This window comes from Paenibacillus sp. Aloe-11 (genome assembly GCF_000245715.1).
GTDB lineage: Bacteria > Bacillota > Bacilli > Paenibacillales > Paenibacillaceae > Paenibacillus > Paenibacillus kribbensis.
This window is the reverse complement of record NZ_JH601054.1, coordinates 143692-159380: the sequence shown is the minus strand read 5'-3', so window position 1 is coordinate 159380 and position 15689 is coordinate 143692. Positions and strand designations below refer to the sequence as shown.

Below are 15689 nucleotides of genomic sequence, written 5' to 3'. Positions count from 1 at the left end.
TAACCCTCTGACTAATTTTAGCGAAATATTCGCTAAAAATCAATAGCGATTATTTCGCTAATATATTCTTGTTTAGAGGTGAACAAGATGTATCAACGGATTCGAGATTTGCGCGAAGATAAAGATTTAACTCAAACTCAAATGGCCGAGTATCTCAATTGTAGCCAGCGGATATACAGCAACTATGAACGCGGTGATATAGACATTCCAACGGAGATTTTAATTAGACTGGCCAATTTCCACCAAACAAGCACAGACTATTTATTAAATAGAACAAACCAAAAAAAGCCCTACCCCTCAGGATAGAGTTCTAAAATCATCATAACATCTCACATATGAGCATTTTCCGCTACAAAATGATCTGATCCTATTGTTCGGTCGGCATCTTCCGTTCAAGCAACAATTTCATCCTGATATCCAATGGGTAAGGGAACCTCCATAAATGAGGCTCCCTTTTTTTAATGAAATAACATCAGATATTTAAAACATCTCACTTATTAAGCAATTTTTTTGCTACCCAGGTTATAGCTGCATTATTGACATCTTCACCCTGGCCTCCGTGAGGAGCTTTAGAGTTAGACATAAAAATATTTTCTACTCCAGCATGGTTAAGAGCATCTCTAAGTCTCCAACTTTGTTGAATAGATACTAAACTGTCACGTCCTCCATGGGCAATAAACATGGGTGGATCATCTGAAGATACATAATTTATAGGACTTGCCAATTCTGCCAACTTTACTTTTTCCCAATAAGGAGAATTGGTTTGTTGTTTATCCCGAATATCTCTCAGGACTGCCACACCTTGTCCTTCTTTATCAAATCCAAGAAGTTGGGCTTCAGCTGCTCGTGGAGAGTCATGTGTTTCGGCTGCCTCCTCAGGAGATTGCAGGGTTGGGTCCATCTCAGGTCCCATGGTAAACATATCTGTTGGACCGTAAAAATCAACTGCAGCCATTACTTTGCTTGAATACTCAAGATTGCCCCCAACATCACCTTCAAGCTCTTTTATATCACCAGTAACAGCGAGTTCGGTAGCCAGATGTCCACCAGCAGAATTTCCTGCTACTGCAATTTTTTCTGGATCAATACCGTATTCCTTGGCATGTGCACGCAGATATCTGATACTGCCCTTAACATCATATATTGGAGCCGGGAAAATAGCTTCGCCACTTAGCCGATAATCTATAGAAACGAAAGTAATTTTATCCTCTAATACTTTTTTGAAAACCTGGTATGCTGAATCTGTAGCCACTTGATCTGTGGCTCTACCTGTCATTTGTGCTGATCGATTTGGTGGTGCGGCTGTTTCCTTTTTTGCATCTTTAGGAGCATCATCGCCCTGATAGTCCCCTATAATCCATCCTCCTCCATGAACATACACCAAGACAGGAGTTGCTTCGGTTACACCCTCCGGCTTGAAGATGTTCATTTTTAACTCTTTTTTCTTTCCATCATCATTAGTTACGGTTGCATACACCACATCTTTATAGGTAGGAGCCATACGAATAACATCTGTAGGAGGACTTTCAGCTGTTGCGAAACTTTCCTTTTGTGTGGCAAAAGCCAATGTTGCTAAAAGTGCGAAGGATACCATTCTTAGTTTTTTATTCATACTCTCTCTCCTTGAATAAATTATTTTTTTTCATTCTCGCATTCTATCAGGTTATCTAAAGTTCTTATTAAGAAACTTTGGTACAATGCTATTTCATCCTCGCTAAATCCCTTGTAAAAAATCTCTCCGACTTCATCAATAATCTTTTTGTTCAATTTCACTAGATTTTCATTTCTATTCACTACTTTAACTATTGTTTTCCGTTTGTCTGTTTGGCAAGGCATAAAACTGATATGTCCTGCTTTTTCCAACTTACTTAATATACTCGTTAAAGTTGACTTTTGAAGATTGGTAATCCTTGAGATTTCATGGATAGGTATTTCGTCTTTTGCCCAAAGATAAAACAAAATCCTTGCTTGTGTTGCTGTTAAAGTATCAACCTCAGATTCCCTGTGTTTTCTTGAGACTATTCTAGCCAGTAATGCATCTATGGATGCTGATAAAAAAACAGATCTTCCTTTTATAATTCCCATGTGCACCTCCATTTTCTCAAAAAAAGTACCATACCGTACTAATATTATAGTTCGATATGGTACTATTTTCAACACTTTGTTTTCTAATCTACATCTTTAAAATTTGAACAGAGATCTTAATTAAATACTCTTCATAACCTCTAACCGAAAGATCATCTAACAAGACATCCTCATAAAAAAATCCCTGTAGTTCTATGCTCTTATCATTAGCATAATTTATTATTCGATCATAAGTGTCACATACACTCGAGTATCCCTCTGTATGGTACGCGATTAAATATGTTCCTTTTTCTCGCTTGAAATTTGAATAATTTGATTTTTTACTAACTCTAGTAAAAAGATAATCATAATTAAATGCTTCATTTGCTAAAACTCTTTTTGTATCTCTCATCCAACCTACTGTATGGGAAGCATCAATACTATAAATGTTCAAGTACTTTTCGTGTTTTATCATAGAATCGTAAATACTTTTATCATTTGTATAAGGATCAGCCTCTGTTATTACCAAAAACTCATCGTTATTTTCCTCAATAATAATATCAGTTGAAATGATCTCAGTTGCTGCTTGGGTAATTCGTTTCTTCTCTGAAATTATACTTTTCATTTTTTGCAGTTGTTTTATTTTTGAATTCAGCATTGCCTCTTCATTTTCAAGTAGGACAATGAGCTCATGAGGTGACCTTTTATTTAAATATTCTTTTATCTCTTTTAATGGCATTTCTAATTCTTTAAGTATTGAAATCACTTTAAAAACATCAATTTGATTAATTGAATAATATCTATACCCATTTTCAGCTTGAAATTCAGGAGAAAGAATTCCAAGTCGATCATAGTGAAATAAAGTATCCTTGCTAATACCCATCACTTTTGCAAATTGCCCTGAAGTTAAATGAGTTTGAACATTATTCTCCATGAAATCCCTCCTTGACTATGGTGTTACACCACACTTTATTATAACCAAAGAAGGCTACTTGGAAATTTAGTAATGCCTAAATCATTAATCTCGGGAGGATATAAGGAATGAAAGTTCTAGTTACAGGAGCAACAGGAAGTGTAGGAAGTTATATTGTTGAACAACTACTTGCAAAAGATATAGAAGTAAAGGCATTGTCAAGGAAGGAAGGCAACTTGCCTAAAGGAGCACAAGTAGTTCTAGGTGATCTTGATATTCCCGAAACTATAAAAGCACATCTCCATACTATAGACAGCTTGTTTCTGATCACTCAGAGTGAACAATCGGACGAAAAATTTATAAAAAACAAAAGAATTATTCAGATGGCAAAAGAAGCTAATGTTGCAAGAATAGTAGCTCTGATCGATTTTGAAGGGAACCCAATTGAGGACGTTATTAAAAATAGCGGAATGGAATGGACTTTATTAAAGCCAGTGGAATTTATGAAAAATGCACTTTACAGTGGTTGGGCAGAATCAATCCAAAAAGAAGGAATTATTCGTACGGCTTTCCCTGATAGTTTAAGCGCTAGAATTCATGAAGCTGATATCGCTGATGTCGCAGTAAGGGCACTGACAGAAGAAGGCCATGATAAACAAACATACGATTTGACAGGACCAGAAGCATTATCTCCAAGAAGTATGGTTAAACAAATTTCTGCAGTTACAGATAAATACATTGATCTTGTTGAAATTACAGAAGAACAAGTAAAACAAGAGTGGAAAGGCAAAGGCTATGACAATGAATTTATTGAATACTTTATTATAGAAATGGGGAAAAACCCTCCTAAAGAAGCTTACACAGTTCTAACGACAGTAGAACAAGTTACAGCCAAGCCAGCCAGAACATTTACTCAATGGGTTAATGAAAACAAGCATTATTTTGTATAACCCCAAAGAGTAAAACGATACTACATTAGACTGACCCAAGTAATAGAAACAGCGGCAGCCATGGATGGGAAATTGAAGTACTCCCGCTGTTTTATTGAACTATTGTGCACTTTAGCTAAACTGATTTGGTATCGAAGTGTGATTTGAGATAGAACCGATTATTAAATCCCAGTCGTCATAGTGAAGCTCATGCCCGGTACCATCCAACGTCAGTAAAAGCGCACCCGGAATTTCATTTGCAAGATTTTTTCCGTGTTCATAAGGGATAATCGGATCTTCAGTACCGTGTATAACCAGAGCGGGGACGTTTATTTCACCCGTCCTAGCGAGATAGGATTCTCCACCTGACAGCAGGCCGTGATTATTCATGCTGGCCATATTGATACTTCTTTTCAAATCTTCTTTTGCCAATTTTAAAATTTTATTTTCATCAAAAGGATGCTTTGAACCTACTAGAATTCTTGATCTGCCTATCACAAATTCGACTACCGATTGTTCGTTCGTCCAATCTATTGCTCCCACATTCGAGAAATAATCCATAATCCTTTCCTCCATCGGTGGAAGATCGGGAGCAAAATTGGACGTTGATACGAGCGTAACGGTTAGAACTCTCTCTGGATGCCGTAGAGCTATCATTTGAGCCAGCATTCCGCCCATGGACATGCCTACGATATGCGCTTGCTCAATCTTATATGCATCCAATACTCGAACGGCATCATCTGCCATGTCTTCGAAAGTATAGTCCGGTTGATCAGGTCCGCAAGTTGTAGAACGTCCAACATCTCGGTTATCATAACGAATGACAAAACGCCCTGTATCTGCTAAACGCTGGCAGAATTCTTCTTCCCACCAAACCAGTGAGGATTGGGCACCCATAATGAGTAATATTGCCGGGTTATCTCGCTTTCCGAAACTGTCTGTACATATTTCTATTCCATCGATTTTTATTAGTTGTTCGCTCATATAGAATTCCTCCTCTAATGCTATATAAAACAAAAAAACACAGGATATTAGCCTGTGTTTACAGTAATCGAAAAAAGAATTTGGAAATGAACACAAAATAAGGTTCATTTCATTTTCTTTACATTTAGTTTATACCAAATGAGGATAGGGTTACCCCTGTCTCCATTCGCAAAAAACTAAACCAGGTTACCGTGAAGGCAAACCGTTCTTCGATTACTATGCACACCAATAGCCTTAATCCACTATTTAATTCATTGTGCAAAGAATATCGAAGAATTAGATTAGCACACGTAACCCCTCCGTCCTTATCAATTAAATCAATCCTATCACATAGTAAATTTCTATGTCAACACTTGGAAATTACCCTCAAACTTATTGCTTAATTTATTTTCCGATCTATTTAATGCTAATCTGCCCGTAGGCTGGGTTCAATTTAATAGTTCGAAATTTCGATCAGGTTACCATCAGGATCTCTTATATACACAGATGTTATAGGGGCTAACGCTCCAGTTCTCTGTACTGGACCTTCTTCAACAGGTATTCCACAGCCATCCAAATGTACAATTACTTCTGATAGTGGGACATCTGTTATAAAACATAGATCAGCACTACCGGACATGGGGGCTTTTGCTTTGGGTTCAAACTCTTTACCCACTTCATGCAGGTTTATTTTTTGTTGTCCAAAGTGAAGTGCCTTTCTTCCCTCCCCAAAAGTGATAACTTCCATCCCTAATACTCGGCTATAAAAATCACAGGTTGTATTCACATTTCTAACCGTCAAAACCAAATGATCCAATCGAGAAATATGGATAATGTTCATCTCCCTTTTTTCGGTTATGCTACCAGTACATCATACGATAATAAAACCGTGAGAGTTGGAATGAGTCTCTGAATTCAACCGGGAATGCGCTTTTGTTGCATCCATCATTTCAATTTAGAAAGAAGCAACTCCAGTTCCTCCCTGTCCAAATGTCTCCATTGCCCCCGTTCCAGATGATCCAAGGTGATATTCATAATTCGAACACGCTCCAGCTTTAGCACTCTGTATCCCAGAGCCTTGCACATTCTGCGAATTTGCAGATTCAGCCCCTGCGTCAAAATGATGCGGAACTCGTATTCGTTCGTACGATCAACCTTGCACGGTTTGGTAATGACGTTCAATATTTCAACACCGCGAGACATGGCCTGCGTAAATTCATCTGTAACAGGCTTGTCTACAGTCACCACATATTCCTTCTCATGACCATGCTCGGAACGCATCATTTGGTTGACAATGCTTCCATCGTTCGTTAATAAAATGAGCCCCTCTGATGCTTTATCCAGCCTGCCAATGGCAAAAATGCGTGAAGGATAATTGACATAACTAATAATATTGCCAGCCACCTGCTCCGCTGCCGTACATACAATGCCGACAGGCTTATTTAGCGCCAAGTATACGGGTTCACTACGGTTAATCGGAATAGCTTCCCCATCGATCAGCACGATATCCTGTGGCTCTACATGAGCCCCTGCTTCACAAACCTTGCCATTAATCGTAATTCGCCCGGCGGTTATCAACCTGTTCGTTTCCCGACGAGAGCAGAATCCCGTTTCACTTATGTACTTGTTAATTCGCATGCTTCACCTCTTGAAGACAATCCTTATACATACTCGGCTTATTTACTTCTGCCGCCGCCTTTGTTCCCGCTTGGTTTGGCAACGCTGCCTTTTGCAGCTCCTGCTGCCGTACTTCCCGGTGCGCTTGTAGAAGCGCTTTTTCTTCTGGCAGGCTTCGCTGTTTTATTCCAGCGTGTCCAGCCCTTACTGCCTGTACCTCTGCCGGTTCCGCCGCCCTTGCTTTTTGCACCCATATGATCACTCCAATAGTCGTCGTTTAGATGTAACTACGCTATCATACCATTACTTTAGGCATAATGCCTGTTTGTTTTGAAAATAGAAGCATGAGCGATGCCAAATAAAGGAGAGCATAATTATGCGAGAGCTCACACATGTTAGTTTAGGCTGCAAAAAAGCTTTCTTTTCCCTGCTGATACGGCTAATTTTTCTAGTAAAGAAGGATACAGGATGAATAATGACGTAAGGCTGTTTGTGGCCTGTTAGTCACCCATCGCTTGATCCTAACACTTCTGTTGCATCACTATGCTCCGAACTTTGTTCTGGAGGAAATAACAAATCCGGATCTCTATCTTTTAACGTTCCATGATGGAAAATGTCAAGTGAAGCGTTTGTGGAATACGAAGCAGCCTGTTGTAGTTTAATCCAAAAACCTGGGAGGTATTTAATTATGCAAGGAATGCTCGAAAGAAATCGCATCACCACTGTTACCAAACCCGATGTATCCAACATGTCTGTTTGTATCGAAAATGTGAAGAAGGCCGTTCTCTCCAATCTTCAGGGGCCGCCAGCCCCTACGGATTATCACCAATTGATGGGAAGACTCCACGCGGCAAAAGCCAAGCTGCCGAAAATATATCAGGAAACGGTCGCGATTCCGTTTATTAAGGAATTGGACACGCTTGGACAACAGGGCTTCACTGAAATTTTGATTCAGGACCCAAGCCGGACTAGAACTGCCGGACTCATGCTGGATATCGCTCAGAGCATTTTGCAAAACGGAGAAGGTTACAATGCACTTGCAACCGATGCTTTTCAGGAGATTGTGAGTGACCTGTATGACGGTTTTCTTAGCGCAGAAGATCGCGAAGGAATAAAAGAACCTGATCTCAGTATTATTCCAGCACTTGTAAAATGGGGAGCGCCGGAAAATGGCCCGTACACATGGCCCGCTGACGCCACAGCCGTATTTAAAGTGCAAGCAGCGATTGTCAGTCTTCCTCCTGCGCATGCGACAAACGGACTGCTGGCTTGGTCCAGTATCCCGCATGAAGTATGTGGCCATGACATTTTGCATGCTGATCTGGGCCTGCTTCAAGAATTGGCCAATGTCGTCAGAAACCGATTAAACAGCGAAAATATCGGACAAGGACTACCGGACTACTGGGCTTCTCGCATCGACGAAACAGCATCGGATGTATTGGGTGTCCTCAATCTGGGGCCAGCAGCTGCTATTGGTTTAATCGGTTATTTCCGGGGTATGAATGCCGCTTTTTCGGGAAGAGCTCAACTTCGAAATGAAGGACCTGCCCGTGATCCGCACGCCGCAGATATTTTACGGGGATACCTGGGAGCCTACGCCACTGCACTGTTGGAATTTGACCAAGCTGAAGCATGGGCGAAAATCATCGAATCGGAAACCGACAAGGATTTGTCAAACATTAAACTTGACGGCAGAGCTATTGACGCTAACACAGCAAAACGTTCTGCACAAATTGTGGCCGAAGCCATTATGAAGACTAAACTTGCAAGCCTTGAAAATCACAGTCTGGATGAAATCCAAAACTGGAGAAACGAGGATGAGAGCGTCGCCGCACTATTACGTACCTTGCTGCAAACCACCGGTTCGCTTACCGACGAACACCGCTCCGGCTTCTACGCTGCCCATGTGGTAGCTGCCGCTATTACTGAGGGACTTTCCCGCGAAGCGGATCTGCAAGTTATATTTAATCGGATGCTGTCGCTGTTAAAGCTGATGCACGACACCAATCCTGCTTGGGGGCCACTTTTCGTACAGCATCCTGGCGATATTTCACGTCATATGCTCTATCACCCAGCCACTCCTAACCTGATTTCCCTCTAGTCAATCCATAATCATATCCCGCAAAATAGTTTGCTTAATGACAAGCAGCCTTTTTGCGGGGTATTTTAATTTCCAATCTTAAAAAGACGCTAACCATCCCCTTTAACGGCTACACGTAAGAATGTCCATACACACGTGGTATTTTTGCTTGCACACAGGTTAATAATGATAGATGGGAATTTAGCCTATACAGAAATCAGCCATAAAGGAGTGTAGCAGATGTCTGTTGATGTTTATCTTAACTTTAATGGTAACTGTCGTGAAGCAGCGGAGTTTTACGCAGAGGTTTTTGGTACAGAGAAACCAAAAATCATGACGTTCGGTGAAGCACCACCTAACCCCGAGTACCCTCTACCGGAAGATGCGAAAAACTTGGTCATGCACACACGGCTCAACATTGATGGAAGTAACGTGATGTTTTCAGACGTTTTTCCCGGTATGCCTTTTGTTGCTGGAAATAATATCAGCCTCGCCTTCGTCAATAAGGATGAGGAGAAAATCAGATCGGTCTTTCATAAGTTAAAAGAAGGCGGGACCGTAAAAATGGAGCTTCAAGAAACATTTTGGAGCAAATGCTACGGGAGCCTCAAGGATCAATTCGGAATTGAATGGCAATTAAGTCATGACAGTGGAGAATCGGCCTAAGAAAAATAAAAAAGACGTTAACCCTCTTCAAGCTTCACGTGGGTTAGCGTCATTTTCATTCATCGTATGCCCTTTAAATATCACTCCCGCACAAAAGTGTTGCAACAAGAAGCGAAATTCCTTTTGACACTGGCTTCCATTATGATCTGGCTTGCTCGAGTTTGAAGACACGCCTTAGCAAGCCCTAAAAAAGTTAAATTGATTTCTTATCTAAAAGGTTGTTTTGTACACTACTACTACCCATGTAGTTCCTCATTAAAATAAATACCAAACTCAATAGTAACGATAAAACCCCAACTAATACGACGTATTGTGTACCCATTTCTGATATAAATAACCCGCCTACAGCTGCACCCAATGTTGTTCCTACGTTACAGGATGATATAAATAATCCATTGGCAAAATCAGGCGCTTCGGGAGCTGAAGACGCAATCAAATATTGATTAATATTTGCCATTATCCCTCCAGCCAATATTCCCCAAATGAAAGTTATAATTGCCATAGATGCGGTGAACTGTCCTGTGAAGAATAAAATGATGTAAACAGCACCCAATAACAAAGGAAAAGTTACTATAGATTTGGTGGCATTATGAGTAAGTGACTTTCCTGCGACAATGTTTCCAATAATATTGGCTCCACCGAAGATGAATAACGTTAAACTTATGGTATTCGGAGACATATTCGTTACTGTTTTCAGATATTCGGCAAGATAACTATAAACTCCAAATACGGCTGAGTTTAATAAAATGACAGTCACAATGGAAAGCCATATAATAGTTTTTTTTAATACGGAAAATTGTGTACCATAAGAAAGTCTTTCTTCAACAGGCATAGATGGTACAAAAATCAATGTAGCAATAAATACAATGACATTAACAATAGCAAAGAATGCCATCGCCATTTCATACGAAACGGCACTATTAATAAAACTTGCGATCGGTACGCCGGCTACCATACCAGCTGATACTCCTATAAATACTTTAGCAACTGCTTTTGGAGCTTCTTCTTTACTTGCTGAGGAAGCAGCTACGGTAAATGCCAATGAACAATAAATAGGATGAAAAAAGGCCAATATTACACGAACAACTAATGTAATGGTAAAGCTAGATGTAAATAGGGAGACTATGTTCCCCAACACGAAAATACCAAGTACAAGTAACATAACCTTCTTTCGATTTATACCCGAAAACAATAATGGCATAATAGGACCAGATATTGCAACACCAAGGGCAAAAAGACTAACCAGCCATCCTGCTTTTGGTATGCTGACATGAAAGTGATCAGCAATGGAAGGCAATAACCCAATAACCCCCATTTCGGTATTTAAAATGCCGAAGACCCCTATGGTCAATATGAAAACCAACAATTTATTTCGTTTAGTCAAAAAAACAACTCCTATCTTCAAGACTCCTCAGTCTGTTCGATACACGTGACTTTACAAGTAACAACGGACACTCATAAAAACTCCAGTATATTGTGATTATTAACAATATCATTCAAATTTACATAGTGTATGAAATTCTATTCAGTCAAAAAAGTGTGAACCCCGACAAGATATGCAGGATTCACACAGCGGTTTCACTCAAAGTACCATTGGCACGCAAAGCTCTCTACAATTTTCAACACAAGCCTTATTTTTTCTTCAAATTTTCTTTGAAGAAGGATGTGAGCTTGTCAAAAGGAATTAAATTCACCCGGTCGTACAGATCCACATGACCTGCGCCCGGAACAATGTAGAGTTCCTTCGGTTCGGCCGCCAGCTTGTAGGCGTCTTCGCTGAACTCTCTGGAATGAGCGTTTTCACCCGTAATGAAAAGCATCGGACGAGGAGAAATCGTCTCTATGTCTGCGAACGGGTAAAAATTCATGAATTTGACGTTACTAGTAAGCGTCGGGTGTGTCGTGAGTTCAGGTGACGAGCCCTTGGGAGTGAATTCACCTCTTGGCGTGCGGTAGAAGTCATAAAACTCACGCTCAATGGCGGTAGAATTTTCATTCAGTTCATGTACTGTCCCACTGGTGTATTTAGTTTTACCGCCTGTGAACTCCACATAGCGTTGCTCCGCTGCCTCTTCAAAAATCTTCTTTCTCTGCTCGAGAGTCTGCGAGTGTTTAAGCCCGTTACGGTTGGCGGTACCCATGTCGTACATACTGACTGTCGCAATGGCTTTCATACGCGGGTCGATCTTGGCTGCGCTAATGGCAAAGCTCCCGCTGCCACAAATCCCGATAACACCAATCCGATCCCTGTCAACAAACGGCCGGGTGCCCAGGAAATCCACCGCAGCACTAAAATCCTCGGCATAGATATCCGGCGAAACAGCGTTGCGAGGCTGACCCTCACTCTCTCCCCAGAAAGACAAATCCAAGGACAAAGTAACGAATCCCTGTTCTGCCATTTTAGTGGCATACAGATTCGCACTTTGTTCTTTTACTGCGCCCATAGGATGCCCGACAATGATCGCAGGATTTTTGGTTTTCTGATTCAAACCTTTGGGAATAAAAAGATTCCCTGCAACCTTCATGTTGTATTGATTTTTAAACGTAACCTTCTGCACAGTTACCTTGTCGCTCTTGTAAAAGTTATCTGCTCCATTGGACATGTCTGGCGTGTATGCAGCGTCAACGCCGGTCGCGGATAAAACCAAGCACAGTGCTATCACTGTGAGTACACGCATGATAATAGATTTTTTTTTCATTTTAAAATAACACCCTTTCTTAATTTTTAGGATAAGCAACCATATTACCTCCTCTGTTATTTATTTTAGCGTGCTTTTTGCATATAACAAATACTCATATCTTATATCAAGATATGCTTGATGGGCATTTCTGAAAAGGATATACTAAAACATTATAAAGGAGGAGCGGTATATGGAATTTAGAGTTTTGCGATATTTTCTTACTGTTGCCAGAGAAGGAAGCATGACGGGTGCTGCTAATTTTTTGCATGTTACACAGCCAACCTTGTCAAGACAATTAAAAGAACTTGAACAAGAGTTAGGGAAAAAGCTATTTATTCGCAGTAGCCACAGTATCATTCTCACAGATGAAGGAATGCTCCTGCGAAAGAGAGCAGAAGAAATCGTTGATATGATCGATAAATTAGAGGCAGAATTTAGTTCCATGGAAGAAACAATAAGTGGCGATGTTTACATAGGTGGTGGAGAAACAGACGCCATGAAACAGATTGCACGGGTAGTAAAAGATTTACAGTTAAGTTATCCAAATATACGGTATCACCTTTACAGCGGAAACGAAGATGATGTAACTGAACGGCTTGACAAGGGATTGCTTGACTTTGGTATTTTAATTCAACCTGCCGATGTATCAAAATACAATTATATCAATATCCCCGCCAAGGATGTTTGGGGCGTTGTTATGAGAAAAGACAGTCCTCTTGCTTTCAAAGATACCATTCAAACAACAGATTTAATAAATGTTCCGCTAATCTGTTCACGACAAGCAATGAAGCAAACATTTTCTAAAAATGAATTTGCGGATTGGTTTGGTGAAGATTTTGATAAATTAAACGTCGTCACTACATACAATCTTGCATATAATGCTGCTATTATGGTTGAAGAAGGCATTGGTTACGCATTGACACTTGATAAAATAGTGAATACGTCTAGTGATAGTAACCTTTGTTTTAAACCGCTAAAGCCAAGACTTGAATCTGGCTTAAATATTGTTTGGAAAAAGCATCAGGTCTTTTCGGCTGCTGCCGATTTGTTTTTAAAAGAAATTCAGGCTAAATTTTGAGATTCTTTATCAGATGTATAAGAAAAGCTATTCTATTATTAGTGGCATCCCTGTTATTCAATGGAACGTATGCGCTCGCCGCTTCGGCAGCGTCAACGTATGTCGTTACGTTTCAGCAGGCAACCTTGGTTACTGAAAACCGTGGTCGTTATTCAGGGAATCAAGCTGTGTGGGAGTTTACCAGCCTTTATGAATTTCTTCAACGTTGCTCCACTTGCTAAAGTCCGGTATTCCACTAAAGATTTGATTCATGCGGCACCTCCCACGGTCTCTCCCTTTTCCTTCCATAGTTTACCTTTTGATTGACAAGGAAATCAATATGTCCTGTAGCCGTGTGCGCCCAAGAAAAAAGGTTGAAAAGACAGTGCTGTCTCTTCAACCTCATTAGCAAGTGAGCTGCCATAATCATACTAAATACTTAATAACGCCAATTTAATAAGAAAACGAAAACTCATTTTTGAATGCGTCTACCCGTTGAATGGTTTTCAGAATATTGCGTCCTTCGCGGGTGCCATCAATAATACGACGAGCTTGTTTGCTATCCCCGATGTTAACAACTTCCACTTGATGTTCTTTACCATATTCGAGCAAGCTGTCCATCAGCGGACTATGTGGACGCATGCCCAAGCATACGAACCCAAGGTCAAATGGAATCTCAAACTCCTGTTCGCCATGCTTTACTTTGAAGCGGTCGCTGCATACTTCTGTTAAAGCCGTTTCTGTATGGACGTTCACTTTCCGCTCCTCTACCATTTTCATCATGGAAATCCGTGTAATCATATCCAGGTCCTTGCCCAGTAACGGCATCATCTCAATAATCGAAACTTCTTCTGCTCCACGTTCTGCATAATATTCGACGACATCCAACCCTACAGCTCCGCCACCGACTACAGCAATACGTTTACCTTCAAACTCCCGGAACTTCTCTATATTGTGCAAAAGATCAAAGATGGAGAACACTTTGGTACCTGGCTTGCCCAGTTGCTCATGCAGACCTGCAATGGGTGGAAGCAGCGGTGTAGCCCCCGTGGCATTGACAATAATATCAGGATTCAAAGCAGTAATCATCGCCAGATCAGCCCGGGTCCCAGTGACGATGTTCAGATTAGTTAACTGCTTGGTGCGCTGGATCAAATAATCAGGGAAGTCATTGATACGTGTTTTGTCCGGCAGACGGGCAATATCACGAGCCAGACCACCCAGCTCCACTTTTTCTTCAAAAAGAGTTACTTTGCAGCCTACTTCAGCCGCCGTACATGCCGCTTCCATCCCTGCAGTGCCCCCACCAATAACAACAACCTGGATATTGTTCTTAACGCGTTGTTTACGGTACTCAGCTTCTTTGAACAGATCCGGATTTACTGTACAGCAGATCGGTTTGCTTTTGGAAATACGGTGGTCAGCACAACCGATGTTGCAGGAAATACATTTTCTAAGCAAATGCTCGTAGCCGTTCTGTACTTTAACCACCCAGTTGGGTTCTGCGATCAGTCCTCTACCCATCGCCAGAAGATCAGCGTCGCCTCTCTTCAAAATTTCCTGGGCAACCTGCGGGCTCCGAATATTACCTGAGGTCATCGTGACCTTTCCGAACTTTTCTTTTACAGCTTTGGCCATATAAGAGCGCCAGCCATCCGGCAAATTCATTCCATCAATCTGGAACTGGATGGAATCATTCAAAGCGGCAGACACGTTCAAAATATCGACCTCATCATTCAGATACTCCAACAACTCCAATGTGTCTTCTAACGTGTTGCCGCCTTCTGTAAACTCCTCCGCACTAAAGCGCAAGCATATAGGGAAGAATGGGCCAACCACCGAACGAATTTCATCAATAACTAATCTGGCAAAACGTGCCCGGTTTTCTGCGCTGCCGCCAAATTCATCCGTACGCTTGTTATACATCGGGGACAGGAACTGGCTTAGCAGATAGGAATGTCCCGCATGAATTTCAACACAGTCAAACCCGGCTCGTTGCGCTCTTCCTGCTGCCTCACCATATTTGCGTACAATGGCGTAAATTTCTTCTTTTTGCAAAGGTCTAGGAATCGCTCCTCCCTTTTTCGATGGGATATTAGAGGAGGATACAGGCTGAGCTCCGTTCAACCGTCCTGCATAAGCGGAAGCACCTGCATGGTTAATTTGTACGGAAACACAAGCTCCATAAGAGTGTAATGCTTCAGTTAATCTAAACAGCCCGGGAATAAACTGATCATTATCCATACGCAGCTGAGTTGTTCCGTTTGTGCCCATTGGGAAATCCAGACAAACATTTTCTACTGTGATCAGGCCGGTCCCCCCTTTGGCCCGTTGCACGTAATAATCAATATGATCCTGAACAAAGCTTCCGTCCATGGCAGCAAAGTTCGTTCCCATGGGGGGCATTACAATCCGGTTTTTCAACGTCATACGCCGTATGGTCAGAGGTTCAAAGATAGCAGGATAGTGGTTCATTGTTCTTCCTCCTTGCAAGTTTGCAAATTTCATTTTCAGGTTTTCATTAAAGGATTCTTATATGTGATTTTTTTCACTTTAAAGAATATCGAGCTTTTGTTGAGTACGATCCTTCCTTATGACTTGATTTTATATCATGCGATCCATAAATTCTAATGCTATTTTATGTACAAAACTATAGTTTTTATCTATAGATAATTGGAACTAGACACAAAAAAGGAACAAACCGATGAGGAATGTTCCT

15 protein-coding genes are annotated in these 15689 nt (G+C 41.0%); 5 read left to right on the top strand and 10 right to left on the bottom strand.

Annotation, left to right across the window (positions count from 1 at the left end):
• The first annotated feature begins 87 nt into the window (after positions 1-87).
• Positions 88-306: a helix-turn-helix domain-containing protein gene (locus tag WG8_RS11880; protein WP_025718959.1), complete on the top strand. Its 219-nt coding sequence runs from the start codon at positions 88-90 to the stop codon at positions 304-306.
• A gap of 184 nt (positions 307-490) precedes the next feature.
• Here WG8_RS11880 and WG8_RS11875 read toward each other — a convergent pair whose 3' ends face one another.
• The 3 genes from WG8_RS11875 to WG8_RS11865 form a co-directional block, all read right to left on the bottom strand.
• The gene (locus WG8_RS11875) at positions 491-1612 is read right to left on the bottom strand and encodes an alpha/beta hydrolase (RefSeq protein ID WP_007430425.1); all 1122 of its coding nucleotides are present in this window, start codon (positions 1610-1612) and stop codon (positions 491-493) included.
• A gap of 20 nt (positions 1613-1632) precedes the next feature.
• A complete protein-coding gene (locus WG8_RS11870) occupies positions 1633-2085 on the bottom strand; it encodes a MarR family winged helix-turn-helix transcriptional regulator (RefSeq protein ID WP_043890999.1) in 453 nt (150 codons plus the stop codon).
• A gap of 88 nt (positions 2086-2173) precedes the next feature.
• On the bottom strand, positions 2174-2998 hold the full coding sequence (locus WG8_RS11865) for a MerR family transcriptional regulator (protein ID WP_043890998.1): 825 nt from the start codon (positions 2996-2998) through the stop codon (positions 2174-2176).
• A 107-nt stretch (positions 2999-3105) separates the two neighbouring features.
• Between WG8_RS11865 and WG8_RS11860 the strand changes: the two genes are divergently transcribed.
• The gene (locus WG8_RS11860) at positions 3106-3927 is read left to right on the top strand and encodes an SDR family oxidoreductase (protein WP_007430424.1); all 822 of its coding nucleotides are present in this window, start codon (positions 3106-3108) and stop codon (positions 3925-3927) included.
• 111 nt (positions 3928-4038) lie between these two features.
• Here WG8_RS11860 and WG8_RS11855 read toward each other — a convergent pair whose 3' ends face one another.
• The 4 genes from WG8_RS11855 to WG8_RS11840 form a co-directional block, all read right to left on the bottom strand.
• Positions 4039-4890 carry an alpha/beta fold hydrolase gene (locus WG8_RS11855; RefSeq protein ID WP_007430423.1) on the bottom strand — a complete coding sequence of 284 codons (852 nt, stop codon included), beginning with the start codon at positions 4888-4890 and terminating at the stop codon, positions 4039-4041.
• 433 nt (positions 4891-5323) lie between these two features.
• On the bottom strand, positions 5324-5710 hold the full coding sequence (locus WG8_RS11850; protein WP_198286452.1) for a VOC family protein: 387 nt from the start codon (positions 5708-5710) through the stop codon (positions 5324-5326).
• 104 nt (positions 5711-5814) lie between these two features.
• Positions 5815-6507: a pseudouridine synthase gene (locus tag WG8_RS11845; protein ID WP_007430422.1), complete on the bottom strand. Its 693-nt coding sequence runs from the start codon at positions 6505-6507 to the stop codon at positions 5815-5817.
• Between the two features lie 38 nt (positions 6508-6545).
• Positions 6546-6740: a DUF3934 family protein gene (locus WG8_RS11840; RefSeq protein WP_007430421.1), complete on the bottom strand. Its 195-nt coding sequence runs from the start codon at positions 6738-6740 to the stop codon at positions 6546-6548.
• Positions 6741-7174: 434 nt separating this feature from the next.
• Here WG8_RS11840 and WG8_RS11835 point away from each other — a divergent pair, with 434 nt between their 5' ends.
• The gene (locus WG8_RS11835; RefSeq protein ID WP_007430420.1) at positions 7175-8587 is read left to right on the top strand and encodes a hypothetical protein; all 1413 of its coding nucleotides are present in this window, start codon (positions 7175-7177) and stop codon (positions 8585-8587) included.
• Positions 8588-8806: 219 nt separating this feature from the next.
• On the top strand, positions 8807-9232 hold the full coding sequence (locus WG8_RS11830; protein ID WP_007430419.1) for a VOC family protein: 426 nt from the start codon (positions 8807-8809) through the stop codon (positions 9230-9232).
• A 193-nt stretch (positions 9233-9425) separates the two neighbouring features.
• Here the strand turns inward: WG8_RS11830 and WG8_RS11825 are convergent, their stop codons facing one another.
• Positions 9426-10616: an MFS transporter gene (locus WG8_RS11825; RefSeq protein ID WP_043890997.1), complete on the bottom strand. Its 1191-nt coding sequence runs from the start codon at positions 10614-10616 to the stop codon at positions 9426-9428.
• Positions 10617-10863: 247 nt separating this feature from the next.
• Entirely contained in the window at positions 10864-11931 is a 1068-nt protein-coding gene (locus tag WG8_RS11820; protein WP_007430417.1) for an alpha/beta hydrolase, read from the bottom strand.
• Positions 11932-12103: 172 nt separating this feature from the next.
• On the opposite strand from WG8_RS11820, the gene WG8_RS11815 reads away from it, so the two are divergent.
• The gene (locus WG8_RS11815) at positions 12104-12991 is read left to right on the top strand and encodes a LysR family transcriptional regulator (RefSeq protein ID WP_007430416.1); all 888 of its coding nucleotides are present in this window, start codon (positions 12104-12106) and stop codon (positions 12989-12991) included.
• Positions 12992-13423: 432 nt separating this feature from the next.
• Here WG8_RS11815 and WG8_RS11810 read toward each other — a convergent pair whose 3' ends face one another.
• Entirely contained in the window at positions 13424-15445 is a 2022-nt protein-coding gene (locus WG8_RS11810; RefSeq protein ID WP_007430415.1) for an NAD(P)/FAD-dependent oxidoreductase, read from the bottom strand.
• Positions 15446-15689 lie beyond the last annotated feature (244 nt).